The sequence below is a fragment of the Methylomonas sp. EFPC1 genome, from assembly GCF_016925515.1.
Classification (GTDB): Bacteria; Pseudomonadota; Gammaproteobacteria; order Methylococcales; family Methylomonadaceae; genus Methylomonas; species Methylomonas defluvii.
The window spans coordinates 3,712,610-3,726,810 of the sequence record NZ_CP070494.1 but is presented as its reverse complement, the minus strand read 5'-3'; the positions used below and the strand labels follow the sequence as shown (position 1 = coordinate 3,726,810).

At 48.4% G+C, this 14,201-nt stretch carries 13 protein-coding genes; 5 read left to right on the top strand and 8 right to left on the bottom strand.

Going from position 1 to position 14,201, the window contains the following annotated elements; genetic code table 11:
• Positions 1–12 precede the first annotated feature (12 nt).
• Positions 13–3,459, top strand: coding sequence for an SbcC/MukB-like Walker B domain-containing protein (locus JWZ98_RS17125; protein WP_205451147.1), 3,447 nt, complete (start codon positions 13–15; stop codon positions 3,457–3,459).
• A 36-nt stretch (positions 3,460–3,495) separates the two neighbouring features.
• Here the strand turns inward: JWZ98_RS17125 and JWZ98_RS17120 are convergent, their stop codons facing one another.
• The 4 genes from JWZ98_RS17120 to JWZ98_RS17105 all read right to left on the bottom strand — a co-directional run bounded on the left by JWZ98_RS17120 (position 3,496) and on the right by JWZ98_RS17105 (position 7,137).
• A complete protein-coding gene (locus JWZ98_RS17120; RefSeq protein ID WP_033155672.1) occupies positions 3,496–3,876 on the bottom strand; it encodes an exosortase system-associated protein, TIGR04073 family in 381 nt (126 codons plus the stop codon).
• Between the two features lie 103 nt (positions 3,877–3,979).
• Positions 3,980–6,256, bottom strand: coding sequence for a Tex family protein (locus tag JWZ98_RS17115; protein ID WP_205451146.1), 2,277 nt, complete (start codon positions 6,254–6,256; stop codon positions 3,980–3,982).
• A 152-nt stretch (positions 6,257–6,408) separates the two neighbouring features.
• The gene (locus tag JWZ98_RS17110) at positions 6,409–6,606 is read right to left on the bottom strand and encodes a hypothetical protein (RefSeq protein ID WP_033155670.1); all 198 of its coding nucleotides are present in this window, start codon (positions 6,604–6,606) and stop codon (positions 6,409–6,411) included.
• A gap of 279 nt (positions 6,607–6,885) precedes the next feature.
• Entirely contained in the window at positions 6,886–7,137 is a 252-nt protein-coding gene (locus JWZ98_RS17105) for a hypothetical protein (protein WP_205451145.1), read from the bottom strand.
• On the opposite strand from JWZ98_RS17105, the gene JWZ98_RS17100 reads away from it, so the two are divergent.
• The gene (locus JWZ98_RS17100) at positions 7,136–7,498 is read left to right on the top strand and encodes a SirB2 family protein (RefSeq protein ID WP_205451144.1); all 363 of its coding nucleotides are present in this window, start codon (positions 7,136–7,138) and stop codon (positions 7,496–7,498) included. The two genes, JWZ98_RS17105 and JWZ98_RS17100, sit on opposite strands and share 2 nt — an antisense overlap.
• A gap of 187 nt (positions 7,499–7,685) precedes the next feature.
• Entirely contained in the window at positions 7,686–8,090 is a 405-nt protein-coding gene (locus JWZ98_RS17095; protein WP_033155668.1) for a septal ring lytic transglycosylase RlpA family protein, read from the top strand.
• 80 nt (positions 8,091–8,170) lie between these two features.
• Here JWZ98_RS17095 and purD read toward each other — a convergent pair whose 3' ends face one another.
• The 4 genes from purD to dusB are packed head-to-tail and all read right to left on the bottom strand — an operon-like array spanning position 8,171 to position 12,330.
• Positions 8,171–9,454, bottom strand: coding sequence for a phosphoribosylamine--glycine ligase (purD, locus tag JWZ98_RS17090; RefSeq protein WP_205451143.1), 1,284 nt, complete (start codon positions 9,452–9,454; stop codon positions 8,171–8,173).
• A 16-nt stretch (positions 9,455–9,470) separates the two neighbouring features.
• Positions 9,471–11,051: a bifunctional phosphoribosylaminoimidazolecarboxamide formyltransferase/IMP cyclohydrolase gene (gene purH, locus JWZ98_RS17085; RefSeq protein WP_240348053.1), complete on the bottom strand. Its 1,581-nt coding sequence runs from the start codon at positions 11,049–11,051 to the stop codon at positions 9,471–9,473.
• A gap of 37 nt (positions 11,052–11,088) precedes the next feature.
• Positions 11,089–11,352, bottom strand: a complete 264-nt coding sequence (locus JWZ98_RS17080; protein WP_205451142.1) for a helix-turn-helix domain-containing protein — start codon at positions 11,350–11,352, stop codon at positions 11,089–11,091.
• Positions 11,353–12,330, bottom strand: a complete 978-nt coding sequence (gene dusB, locus JWZ98_RS17075) for a tRNA dihydrouridine synthase DusB (RefSeq protein ID WP_205451141.1) — start codon at positions 12,328–12,330, stop codon at positions 11,353–11,355.
• A 282-nt stretch (positions 12,331–12,612) separates the two neighbouring features.
• On the opposite strand from dusB, the gene cysC reads away from it, so the two are divergent.
• Together cysC and JWZ98_RS17065 are read left to right on the top strand one after the other, a co-directional pair.
• Entirely contained in the window at positions 12,613–13,236 is a 624-nt protein-coding gene (gene cysC / locus JWZ98_RS17070) for an adenylyl-sulfate kinase (protein WP_205451140.1), read from the top strand.
• A gap of 1 nt (position 13,237) precedes the next feature.
• Entirely contained in the window at positions 13,238–14,191 is a 954-nt protein-coding gene (locus tag JWZ98_RS17065; protein ID WP_205451139.1) for a DHHA1 domain-containing protein, read from the top strand.
• Positions 14,192–14,201 lie beyond the last annotated feature (10 nt).

Here is a 14,201-nt window from a genome sequence, read left to right as displayed (position 1 = left end):
AAGCCTGGGATTATGCGGATACTCAATATAGTCTTCAAAAATATCAATTCACTGGAAGGCGAAGGCCGAGTCGATTTCGACCAGGGACCTATTGCCGACAGTGGTGTGTTTGCTATCACTGGCCCCAACGGCTCCGGTAAGACCAGTATCCTTGATGTGATTACGCTAGGCCTATACGGTGAGACTTTTCGTTTCGACAAGCCTGCCGAGCATGTAATCACCAAGCAGGCAAACGATAGCTTCGCACAGGTTGAATTTGCTTTAGATGGCGAGAGGTTTCGTTCCTCATGGCAGGTAAAACGGCCTGCTGACGCAAATCAAGATCAGGTTTTACAGCCGGAAATGAGCTTGACTAAGTTAAACGATAATTCGGAGTTACTCGCCAGGACACCAAATACAGTACGGACCAAAATTGCCGAGTTGACGGGCATGGACTTTCATAAATTCAGCAAATCGATGGTCTTGCCGCAGGGCGACTTTGCGGCTTTTCTAAATGCGCTGGATAGCGAGCGCATGGACATTCTGGAAAAAATCAGCGGTACCCAGATCTATGTTGAGTATCGGCAGCGGACTGAAGGTAACTTTCATGCATCGCTCAATCGTTTAACGCAACTACAACAGGATATTGATCTGATTCCTTTGCTCAGTCCGGAAGCCTTGCAAGCCGGTGAGCAAGACTTACAGGATTTCAAGGATCAAGTTGCTGAGTTAAAAAACCACCAAAAACAGTTGCAACAGCAACTATTTACAATCGAAAACATTCACTCACTAGAAGGACGCCAAAGACAACTTCTCGAACAGTCAAAGAAAGTTGATGCGCAAATTAAGCTATTACAAGACGATTTACAGAAAATTGCCGACTTTCAGCAAGCGACGCAGTTTCGCGAAGAAGTAATTTTATTGGATGGTAAGCAGGGACAGATTGTCCAGAGTCAGGCTACCTTGGATGCTTATCGTCAGGAGCTGAATGCACTACAGCGCCAACTTGGCGAAGACGTCAGTAACGCAATCGTCCCAAGCCTGAATGGTAAAAGCGTAGAGGAGCAAAAACAGGCTATTGACGCGCTGAAATTGAAAGTGGGTGATCTCAAGCTGGCGTTGCCGCGTGAAGCCGAACTGGTGCAGACGCTGCAACAACAATTGGACGAAAGAAAGGCCAGTCTTGCGGAAATAGACGGCTGGTTGCAAGATCATCAGGTGGACGCTAGTTTGCAGTCTGACTTTCCCGACGTGGTGCAGTTACGTAATCTCCGGACAGAATTGGCGGAGCTGGCCGGTAAGCAGAAGACACAAGCCAATTGGACTAAAAACACGACTGCGGCGCTGAAAAAAAACCAGACTGCTTTGCGCGATACTAAAACGGCGGTTGCCGATTTGAATGAGCGTATTGAAGCTGCACGTAAAACCCTACTGGAGTTGGCGCAAGGTAAAAGTTTCGAGGAGTTGAAGGAGTTACTGGTAGAGCAGCAAACACGGGTCAATGATTTTCAGGAACTGCACTCGCTGGCTGCGGTTAATGCCAAATTTACCAAAAAAAGTTTTTTTAGTTGGTTCTCTCGTAATAAAGCGCCGGAACTGCCCGATGAGACTCGCTTGCAAGCCAGGCTGGATGCCCTGCGAGACGAGATGGACCGTGAAGAGAATATCGGCAAAGCCTTGGAGCAAGCCGTGCTGAATGAGGCATTGCTGAAAAAATTTAGCGGTGATCGCGGCAAGTTGGTTGATGGTAAACCGTGTTTTTTATGTGGCTCCTTAGATCATCCCTATGTTTCTAAACCGCCAATCCAAACCAACTCAAAAAAAGCCTTAGTCGATCAGCGCGGCAAGATGCAGGCCTTAAAAGCGGCTATCGATAGTGTCTCCGGGCAGTTGGCAGTGGCAAAAAAGCAAGGTACTCAATTGTCTGCTCGGCAGCAAAGATTGCAGCAAATGCGCTCGCAATGGTTGGTTTTGAGCAACCGTTTAAATGTCGTCAGTGCGGAGTTGGACATCAATAATTTGTCTTTGCAAAAACGCTTGTGGGACGCAGAAGCCCAGGAGTTGGAGAAAATCAAAAACCTGGTCAATGAGCACGCGCAGTTACAGCGTAATGTGGCTAAGTGGACGGCCGAGCTAGAAGCCAAGCACGCTTTGGTAGAAAAATTAACGGCGTCGGTGGAGCAACTTGATGCCACTTGGCGTAATCGGCCTCAGGAATACATCGAATCCGAACAGCTTTTCGCTAGTCGTACGGCGGAACAAAAGGCGCTTGTTGATAAACTGGAAAAGCAGTTGGCTTTATTGGGTGAGAAGTTACCAGGAAAAGGCAAAGAAAATATAGTCTTCGATAAGCTCAATACCCGGCGCCAGGATTATCAAATCCGCGAGTTACGTCAGAAGGGCTTGCTGGAGGAGATTGCTAGCTTGCAAGATAGATTGCAAGTCAGCCAAGCAAAAATAGCCAGTTATCAGGAGCAGATGGCAGGCGCTTTGACTAGTTTGCAAACGGAAGAATCGCTGGGTTTGCATCTAGTTATCCTGGAGAAGCAAAAACTCATCGTCGAATTGGAGCGGCAAATAGCCACCCAGCAACTCGAACTAGATGCAATGCGGCGAGTTCTAGCTAATAAAATTGCGGGTGGCGTTTTTGCTGATGTCGATAATTTACGGTCGGCTTTAGAGCTGATCGATAGGCGGGCGGAAATTGAGCAAAAGCTGGAACAGCAAAATACGCAATTGGCAGCAATCGGCGAAGAACTGGCTAAACTGTCAGCCGATTTACAAAATGAATTGGCGCTTATGCCGGCCAATTTAAACGAAGCCGATCTTTTGGGAATGCAACGTCAGCTATCCCAGAAAATCGATATAGCCGAACAAGAAGTAGCTACGTTGGAAACTAAGCTGGATAAACAGTCAGCTTATCAAGAAAAATATCAGAGCCTTCAGGCGCTTTTGGCTGAGCAAAGGGTCATACACGCGCAAGCCGAAGCGGAAATGAAGTTGATTAATGACGAGCAGGGTGGTTTCCGGCGGCGTATTCAACAGTTGTTGGTGGATAATTTGTTGTCGCAAGCCAACCGGATTTTGGAAAAACTAAGCGGACGTTACTATATTCGCAGTTTGGCCAGTGATAATGGTTTGGCGCTAGAGGTTGAAGATACCAAACAAAAAAATCTACGGCGATTGCCGAAAACCTTGTCTGGCGGGGAGAGCTTTGTGGTCAGTTTGGCTTTGGCCTTGGCGCTAGCTGAGATTGCCAACAACGGTAAGGCGATCGATTCACTGTTTCTGGATGAGGGCTTTGGTAATTTAGATGCGGAAGCCCTGTATCTGGCAATGAGTGCCTTAGAAGGCTTGAAGACTCAAGGGAAAACGGTCGGTGTAATTTCACACGTCGAAGGGGTAAAAAAGCGCATCAAAACGCAGATTGAATTGGTAAAAAAAGCCAACGGTATGAGCGAGTTGAAGATGGTTGCTTGATCTGACGGTGGAGTAGGTGAACGCTCCACCACAAAATTAATTGCTGGGGCGGAAGGCTTTGCCGTAGGTGGTTTCCGCGTTGAAATTGTCCCAAACATATAAAGGATAGACGATGGGCTGCGTGGGGATTGGCGAGGAAACCAAATCCAGCACGCCGACACCGATTCTTCCTCCCATGTTCAATAACCCTTTAAAAGTACCGCCGATAAAGCCGTAAATAACATTGCTTTGATTATTGATTAAAATAATGTTTTTCGGTATTTCCAGGGAGGATGTGGTGATGTTGGCAAGGCCGGTAGTCAGTTTTCGCCCGAAGGTTTCGCCATAGGTTTCGGCCTCTTCCGCTAGGCTTGGCAAGCTGGTCATTAGAAAAGCTGCGAATAAAACAGTGGTCAGGGCGCGAGTATTTCGATTCATAACTGATCCTGTATATGAGAATGGATTTGAGAATCTGTTGGTCGAGTCGGATTTACCGCTTCGACCGACAATCGCTCGAAAGTATAGCAGAGCCCTGAACTGTTTACTTTTTCAACGCCTTGGCAAATGCGTTGCTCATGCTGTTCTGTAGCGCGGGCTGCTGTTTAGGTTTGTGAACGGTTCTTTGCGGTTTTTCTTTTGGAATAATCTCACCGGCATCCACGTTTTTTCGCATGCTTAGAGAGATACGTTGGCGTGCCACATCCACTTCCAGTACCCGCACTTTTACCATGTCACCGGTTTTTACGATGCTACGGGGATCTTTAACAAAGTCATCCGCCAAGTGTGAAATATGCACCAAACCGTCTTGATGTACGCCAATATCAACAAAAGCACCGAAATTGGCGACGTTGGTCACGACGCCGTCTAACGTCATGCCCGGTTCAAGATCGGTAATTTTCTCCACGCCATCCTTGAATTGCACGCTTTTAAACTCCGGACGCGGGTCGCGGCCTGGTTTTTCCAGTTCCTGTAAAATATCCGAAACGGTGGGAACGCCAAAATTGGCGTTGGCATAGTTTGCCGGATTCAGGCCGCGTAAAAACTGGCTTTGGCCGATCAAGTCGCGGATTGATTTGCCCGTATCATCTAGGATTGCATTGACCACGGGGTAGGCTTCCGGATGTACGGCAGATGCGTCTAGCGGGTTGTCGCCGTTCATGACTCTGAGAAAGCCGGCTGCTTGTTCGAACGCTTTATCGCCTAGGCGCGGCACTTTTTTCAGCTGATTGCGGTTCGCAAACGGGCCATTGGCATCGCGAAACGCAACGATGTTTTCGCTGATGCTGCTGCTAAGTCCAGATACTTGTTTCAGCAAAGCTACCGAAGCTGTGTTTACGTCTACGCCGACCGCGTTCACGCAATCCTCTACCACGGTATCGAGCATTCGAGCCAATTGCACTTGGTTAACATCATGTTGATATTGACCAACGCCTATCGATTTTGGATCGATTTTCACCAGTTCCGCCAGTGGGTCTTGTAGCCGGCGGGCTATCGATACTGCGCCGCGTAATGAGACGTCGAGGTCTGGAAACTCCTTAGCAGCCAGTTCCGATGCCGAATATACCGACGCGCCGGCTTCGGAAACTGTGATTTTTTGAAAATTAAGGTCTTTATGTTGCTTCATCAAGTCTGCAACCAATTGATCAGTTTCCCGAGAAGCGGTGCCGTTACCGATACTCACCAGTTGTACTTGGTGCTGCTTGATCAATTTAGCCAGAACTGCTATCGATTGATCCCACAGGTTCTTAGGTTGATGCGGGTAAATGGTTTCTGTGGTCAACAGCTTGCCGGTTGCGTCAACCACAGCAACTTTGACACCTGTGCGAATGCCGGGGTCCAGGCCCATGGTCGCTTTGGGACCGGCTGGCGCCGCCAGCATCAAGTCGCGCAAATTGCTGGCAAACACTCTAATGGCTTCTTGCTCGGCGGCTTCGCGCAGTCTCAGCTTTAGATCCATATCGATACGGGTAAATAGTTTGATTTTCCAGGCAAAGCGGGCGGTTTCGGCCAACCAGGTATCGGCGGGTTTTTCTGTGTCTTTAACTTGCAGGCGTTGACTAACGAATTGTGAACATAGCTGATGTTCTTCTTGATCCAGTTCCGCCGGTTTCAGGGTTAAGGACAGTAAATCCTCGTTACGACCGCGGAACAAAGCCAAGGCACGGTGCGACGGAATCTTATTGATCGCTTCACGGTAGTCGAAATAATCCTTGAATTTTGCTGCCTCTGCCTCCTTGCCGGCCACGACGCTAGCGTGCAGGATCCCCTTATTCCAAACACGTTCGCGCAATTCAGCAAGTAGTTCGGCATCTTCGGAAATACGCTCCATGATGATCTGACGGGCGCCCTCCAGGGCTGCCGCGACATCCGCGATACCTTTTTCAGCGTCGATATAGCTAGCTGCGATTTGTTCGGGGATTAGGTCGCGATTATCCAGGATGGCGTCGGCTAATGGTTCAAGACCGGCTTCGCGAGCAATTTGTGCTTTGGTGCGGCGTTTAGGCTTGTAGGGTAGGTATAGGTCTTCCAGAAGCGTTTTGGTGTCGGCGTCGAGTATTGCTAGTTCCAGTTCCGGGGTGAGCTTTCCTTGCGAGCGAATGGTGTCGAGAATTGAGTCGCGGCGGCTGTTAAGTTCCCGCAAATAAATCAATCTTTCCTCAAGATTTCGCAATTGCGTATCGTCCAGGCCACCGGTTACTTCTTTGCGATAGCGGGCTATGAAGGGCACCGTGGCGCCATCGTCCAATAGGGCGGCTGCGGCGGCGACTTGTTGCGGCTTAACTGAAAGTTCTTCGGCAATGCGTTGGATAACGTCCATCTGTAGCTAAAATAAAATTGGTATAAAGGCTCAATTCTACATTAGCGTGGGTTCTTGAAAAAGCGAACTATCAGAAATGGAGTGAGAAACTTGCAGGCACAAAAAAGGCGCCAGCTGAATTCTCAGCTGGCGCCTAAATTGCTAAGCAAAAATTATTTTGCTTGGCTTAAAACGTCGTTATTAAAATCTTTATGCTTTGCCAAAACTTGGGCTTCAGCTTGGGCAGAAGTTTCGCCGCTGTATTTGAGATGTTTGGTTTCATCCGCTTTCAGCAAAACGACGCCAGCAATAGCAATTGCAGTAACAACAGCAACTACAGTAAAGGTATTGTCTTTTTCTTGTTCAGCCATTTTTATAATCCTCATCTTGTTGTTGTAATAATTAGCCCTAAACGGGGCAACTCGAGTTGTATGTCGAAATTAGTATTATTGTTGGTCGACGGTGCATTTTTTACACTCAAAACTGTTTTGTGTCAAAACAATATTTTTGCGATTATTCGTTTTGATTGATAGGTGTTTTATTTTTCTAATAAAATCAACTTATTATGGGCTTTTCTTTTGGCTGAAAAGTATCCGGTTTCGATGTGATGCTGTTGCTGCGTATCTGTTTCGGCGTGGCTTGCTATGCATTTATGCCATATGCCTGAAGCCTGAAGCCTGCATTACTGCGGCAAGTCGAGAAATATTGCGGGAAATCCCTGTCGTTTGTCGAGTGTTCTGCGAGGCGATGAAGAGAAAGGAGATATAGTTAACTTCGGCCATCGTGCAGGTTGCATGATAGGATTGGAATTTGAATCTGGCAGTCTGTTTGTTCTTACGGCGTTGTGTTGTTCGAATGGAGGCGGCTCGAAAATAATCTTTAGCTAAATTTGGGGTACTCATGCTTAAACACATACATCTTCTTTTCGTGGTAGTTTTGGTCGTCAGCTTTATTGGGCGCGTGGTGCTTGCCGAGCTAAAGCCAGCTCTGTTGGAGCAGAAATGGCTAAAAATTGGTCCGCATGTTATTGCGAGTTTGGTCTTGTTGACCGGATTTGCCTTGGTTTTCCAAGGAGGTTGGTTATCAGCAGAATTTGCTTGGATTGTAGCCAAGCTATTGATGTTGATAGTTTACATTGGCCTGGGGATTGTGGCGATTCGCCAATCGGGACGTTCGCGGTGGTTGGCTTTTGGTGGCGCATTGATTTGTTTGTATTACATCTCCAAGGTTGCTGTGACTAAGCAGGTTTTTTTCTTTCTTTAAGTGTTGTTCTATGCGTTGGAGTTTGCCCGCGAGGCCTTGTGTTTCGTAGAGAGTAGATAAATTTGGCTTGCGAAAAATAGTTATTGACAGATGGTGAAATTTGTAGGCTAACGAAAAAAGCTTGTCAAAGCGTTTTTATTCGGATAACCTCAAACCTCCTGTCAATACTCAACGTAAGGAGGGTAGGATGCGAAAAACGAAATTGACGGCAATATTATTGCTTTCAGCGAGTCTAGCGTCTTTTAGCTCTGTAGGTTTAGCGAAAACAGAAAGGAACGGTTTTCTTTCCCTTGAACAAAGCGGCGTCGCATCGTATTACAGCGACAAATTGCATGGTCAGCGGACAGCAAACGGTGAATTTTATGATAAAAACGCATTAACTGCGGCTCACGCGAGCTTGCCGTTTGGTTCTTTGGTGCGTGTCGTTAATCTTAGTAATAATCGTAGTGTCGAGTTGCGGATAAATAGCCGCGCTCATAAAGCCAATAAGCGGCTGCTTGATGTGTCCAAAAGGGCGGCCAGCGAGCTTGGTTTCATCCAAGCAGGCTTGGCGAAAGTCAAACTTGAAGTTCTGCGTGTAGGCGACGCCTAAGTTGCCTGTAGTGATGTAATTCGGTCTACGGACCGGATTACATCGTCCTCGCTTATTCTGAAATCTCTCAAACTTACTTGTTAAGCGGTTTCTTTAATCGCTTTAAAACCGATGTCTGTTCGGAAATACACATCCTGCCAGTTGATTTGTCTGCATAGCTCGTAGGCTTTTTCCTGGGCTTGAGCGATGCTGTCGCCCAATGCACACGCGCATAATACTCGGCCTCCAGCGGTGACTACTTGGCCTGCAACTTGTTTGGTGCCGGCATGAAACACTTTAAAATCGTCACCAATATTGCCCGGTAATCCGCTGATTGGATGGCCTTTGGCGTAGTCGTCGGGATAGCCGCCGGCTGCGAGTACGACACCCAATGAAGGGCGTTCGTCCCACTCCGTAGTCGTATGATCAAGTTGTTTATCTATGGCCGCCAGACAAAGTTCAACCAAATCGCTTTTTAAACGCATCATGATCGGTTGGGTTTCCGGGTCGCCAAAGCGGCAGTTGTATTCCAACACTTTGATACTACCGTTCTTGCCTATCATTAGGCCGGCATAGAGAAAGCCGGTATATTCGTTACCGTCTTCACGCATGCCTTGCAGCGTGGGCAAAATTACCTCATTCATGACACGTTGGTGAATCTCCGGCGTCACCACAGGTGCGGGAGAATAGGCCCCCATGCCGCCGGTGTTGGGACCTAAATCGCCGTTGTCGCGGGCCTTGTGATCTTGAGAGGTAGCCATGGCCAAGGCATGCAAGCCGTCGGCGATAACGATAAAACTGGCTTCTTCGCCATCCAAAAATTCTTCAATCACCACCCGGTGTCCGGCTGTGCCAAACGTATTGCCGGCTAACATGTCTTGAACCGCGGCAATTGCCTCTTGTTCGGATTGGGCGACGACTACACCTTTACCGGCTGCCAAACCATCGGCTTTGACAACGATGGGTGCGCCATTTTCGCGGATATACGCGATTGCCGGTTCAACTTCTGTAAAACTGTTGTACGCGGCTGTGGGGATGCCGTGGCGGATCATAAAATCCTTACAGAAGGATTTGGAGCCTTCCAGCTGCGCGGCTTGAGCAGTCGGCCCGAAGCACTTCAAACCAGCGGCGGAAAATCGGTCGACTATGCCTCTGACTAAGGGTACCTCCGGTCCAATTATGGTGAGCTCTATGTCTCGGGCTTGAGCGAAACTCAATAAACCTTCGATATCGTCGGCCTGAATATCTACATTGTTTATGCCGTGTTCCAGGGCAGTGCCAGCGTTACCAGGCGCAACGTAGACGTTGCCGGCTTTTGCGGATTGCCTGACTTTCCAGGCCAAGGCGTGTTCTCGGCCGCCACTACCTACGATCAAAATGTTCATATAAGGTTGTCCCGTATTAATGTCTGAAATGCCGCATGCCGGTCAATACCATTGCGATATTGTGTTCGTCGGCGGCGTCAATCACTTCTGCATCGCGCATCGAGCCGCCTGGATGAATAACTGCGGTTATGCCGGCCGCCGCGGCCGCGTCGATGCCGTCGCGGAACGGAAAAAAGGCGTCGGATGCCATGACCGAGCCGGGCACGGTTAATCCTTCGTCGGCGGCCTTGATGCCGGCGATTTTTGCCGAATAAACTCGACTCATTTGTCCGGCGCCAATGCCGATGGTCTGGCCGTTTTTGCCGTAAACGATGGCATTGGATTTAACAAATTTAGCGACTTTCCAGACGAATAATAGGTCCGCCAATTCTTGTTCAGTTGGTGCGCGTTTGCTGACTACTTTCAAATCGGCAGCGCTGATTTTGCCGGTATCCTTGTCCTGAACTAATAAGCCGCCTGTGATGCGTTTAAAATCTAAAGCTGATTCATGGGTATTTGTCCAATAGCCGGTTTCCAGCACCCGGACGTTCTGTTTTTTAGCCAACGCCGCTTGCGCACCCGCTGATATGGCCGGCGCGATGATCACTTCGACGAACTGGCGTCCTGCGATTTCTGCAGCAGTCTTTTCGTCCAATTCGCGGTTGAAAGCGATGATACCGCCAAAAGCGGAAGTCGGGTCGGTCGCGTACGCCAGATTGTAGGCGTCGAAAATGTCACCGCTTACCGCAACGCCGCAAGGATTGGCGTGTTTGACGATCACGCAGGTTGGTTGGTCGTTAAACGCTTTGACACATTCCAATGCCGCATCGGCGTCGGCAATATTGTTGTAAGACAATGCCTTGCCTTGTAACTGTTTGGCAGCGGCTATGCTGCCGGCGGGTGGATTTTTTTCACCATAAAAAGCCGCGTTTTGATGGGGGTTTTCGCCGTAACGCATGCTCTGCAGGCGGTGGAATTGCAGATTTAGGGTTTCCGGGAAATCGCCGCTATCGACGACTTTGCTCAGGTAAGCGGCAATCATCGTGTCGTAACGCGCAGTATGCTCGAAGCTTTTTAGCGCCAATTTAAAACGGGTGTCGTGGCTTAGGGCGCCGGCATTAGCTTGTAACTCGGCCAAAATTTTCGGGTAATCGACCGGATCGACAACGATAGCCACGTCGTTATGGTTCTTGGCTGCGCCCCGGATCATGCTGGGGCCACCAATGTCGATATTTTCAATCGCGGTTTCCAGATCGCAATCGGGTTTTGCGACGGTTTGTTCGAAGGGATACAAGTTGACCACCACCATGTCGATAGCTTTGATGCCGTTTTCGACCATAACAGCATCATCAATGCCGCGCCGACCTAGAATGCCGCCGTGAACTTTGGGATGCAAGGTTTTAACGCGGCCGTCCATCATTTCCGGGAAGCCGGTGTAGTCGGAGACTTCGGTAACGGCAATATTATTGTCGGCCAGCAGTTTGGCCGTGCCGCCGGTAGATAGTAGCTCGATGCCCAGGTGGCTGAGTTCTCGGCAAAATTCCAGAATACCGGCTTTGTCGGAAACGCTGACCAATGCGCGGGTCACTTTTTTATTTATGCCCAAAGTGGGATTCATGCAAACCTCAAGAAAGGGTAAAGAGAAGGGTTGGAGATTAACCTATGCCGTAATGTTCAAGCTTTTTGCGCAAGGTGCTGCGGCTGAGACCGAGGATAATCGCGGCTTTGCTTTGATTGTAATCGCAGTGTTTCAGCGTGGTTTCCAATAAGGGTCTTTCCACTTCTGCTAACACCAAATGGTATAAGCCGCTGGAATCGTGCCCGTTTAGGTGGGCGAAATAGTCTTCGACGCAATGACGGACATGGTCAGACAGCGTTTGCTCGCTGCCGGTGACTTTATGTGTAAGATATTTTCCCATCTAGGCGGCTCGTGGTGTCAGCAAATTGAAAGAGGCATTGACGAGCGCGAGTTGCCGCGCAGCGTGTTGGGCTTGGTTAATCGCAGTCTTTTGGTCGGCAGACAGAGTGCCGAGATGATCGAAATACCAGCCGATGTGCTTGCGGGCGATTCTAACACCACTGTCATCGCCATAAAAACTGTATAAATTTTCCAGGTGCCGGTTGATGACGGCTTTGATGTCGGTCAAGCTAAGTGGTGAATATGTCGTGTTGCTGAGATGGGCGACTAGGTCATTAAATATCCAGGGTTTGCCTTGCGCCGCTCGCCCTATCATCACCGCGTCGGCACCTGTATATGCCAAAACTTGCCTGGCTTTGGCGGCGCTATCGATGTCCCCGTTTGCGATAATCGGAATACTGACACTTTGTTTGACCTGTTTGATGGTGTCGTACTCAGCATGTCCGGTAAATTTACAGGCTCGGCTGCGTCCGTGGATGGTAAGCGCTTGAATGCCGCAACTCTCAGCAATCTTGGCGATGCTTGGCGCGTTTCTATTAGTTGAGTCCCAGCCTGTGCGAATTTTTAGGGTTACCGGAATTTCCACGGCATTGATTACAGCGTCTAAAATTTTAGCCACCAAGGACTCGTTTTTCAGTAGCGCGGAGCCCGCAGCCACCGAGCAAACTTTTTTTGCCGGGCAGCCCATGTTAATGTCGATTATCTGGGCGCCTCGGTCCTGATTCAATTTGGCCGCTTCAGCCATTTGCCAAGGGTCGGTACCCAAAATTTGTACCGAGCGCAGGCTAACGTCATCGTTGAAATCGAGCTTTTTTAGAGTGCGAGGGTGATGTTGCAGGCTGCGATTAGAAATTACCATTTCCGACACCGTAAGGCCTGCACCAAATTCGCTGCAGATTTGCCGAAATGGCGCGTCAGTAATGCCCGCCATAGGCGCTAGTAATACTGGGTTGGGAAGTTCGTAAGGGCCAATTCGCATGAAAAGCCAAGCTAGTCGAAAAAGGCGGCAAATGATACCCGAAAACGCGCGGATTAACGATGGCTGAAAGAAAGTTCTTGAAAATCGTTGTTAGCGTTGATTTGGGAGTAAGTCCTGAGTATTAGTTTGGCGTTTAAATCTCCTGTGACCATTATCGCCGCGAAATCCACGGATGAAGTAGAAGCGTAGACAATCGGCGAGATTTCCAGATTCGTTGAAGAGGATTGCATCGCTTGCCTGCGATGAAGTAGTCTTGGCAGAACAATTATGGAGTTAGATTCAATGGATAAACAAAGCTCAAATACTGTTTGGCATCATGCCACCGTAACACGTAGCCGCCGAGAGATTTTAAACGGGCACAAATCGGCCATTCTGTGGTTTACCGGTTTATCCGGGGCAGGCAAGTCAACTTTGGCTCATGCCGTCGAGGAGCGGTTGTACCAATTAAAGTGTCGAACGTTTGTGTTGGATGGCGATAACGTTCGCCAAGGCTTATGTGGCGATCTGGGGTTTAGTCATCAAGACCGGCAGGAGAATATCCGTAGAATTGCCGAAGTCGCCAAATTAATGCTGGAAGCCGGTACGATAGCGTTAACTGCCTTTATTTCGCCCTTCCGGGCTGAACGGCAATATGCGCGAAATTTGGTACCGCACGGCGATTTTATTGAAATTTACTGCAACTGTGATTTGTCCGTGTGTGAACAGCGGGATGTAAAAGGTCTATATAAAAAAGCGCGGCAAGGCGATATTAAGCTATTCACCGGCATATCTTCTCCTTATGAAGTGCCGGAAAACCCCGAGATGGTAGTAGGTACCGGAACGTATGAGTTGGAAGCCTGTGTCGACCAAGTCATGAGCATGCTCGAGCAGCGCGGTGTTATCGCCTCTACTAAAGGCGAAATGTAAAGTGAATATCGACGTATTTAATGGCGATGCAGATGGTATTTGTGCGTTGCTACAGTTGCGATTGGCTTTTCCCAAGGAGTCTGTGCTTGTTACTGGGGTCAAGCGCGACATTGGTTTATTAAGTCGAGTTTGCGCTGAGGCAGGCGATCAGATAGTTGTGCTCGACATCTCTCTGGATAAGAATCGCTTAGCGCTATGCGAGCTCCTTAATAAAGGTGTCAGTATTTTTTACATGGATCACCATTATTCAGGTGAAATTCCAGTTCACCAAGGTCTGACCTCTTTAATAAGCACTGATGCCAACGTTTGCACAAGTTTATTGATGAATATTTATTTGAAGCAACGCTTTGCCGAATGGGCTGTGACAGGGGCTTTTGGCGATAATTTGGATGCTTCGGCAAGAGAAGCCGCTAAGTTACTTAATTTAACGGCCCAAGAATTGCTTAAGCTACAGCAACTGGGAATCGCTATCAATTACAACGCTTACGGTACGAGTATCGATGATCTATATTTTGCTCCGGATGAGCTCTATAGGCAGCTGGAAGGTTTTATATCGCCGTTTGATTTTATCCGGGATAAGGCGGAAATTTGTCAGCAATTATTTAATGGTTATAACGAGGATATGAGTCTAGCGGCGCAAGTTGATGCTGAATATCAGACCGACAGTATCTCGGTAGTTATTTTGCCTGATGAAAAGTGGGCAAGGCGGGTATCTGGTGTATGGGGAAATCAACTGGCTAATCAATATCCGGATAGGGCTCATGCAATCGTTAGCAACAATCAAAGAGGAGGCTATCAAATTAGCGTTAGAGCCCCGATAAATAATAAAGTTGGTGCCGATGTGTTATGTGCCTTATTTTCTGGTGGCGGCCGTAAGGCTGCGGCAGGTATTAATCATATTCCATACCAGCAGTTGACCAATTTTGTAGCGGCTTTTCAAAGCCAATATCAGTGAGCCAAGTTTT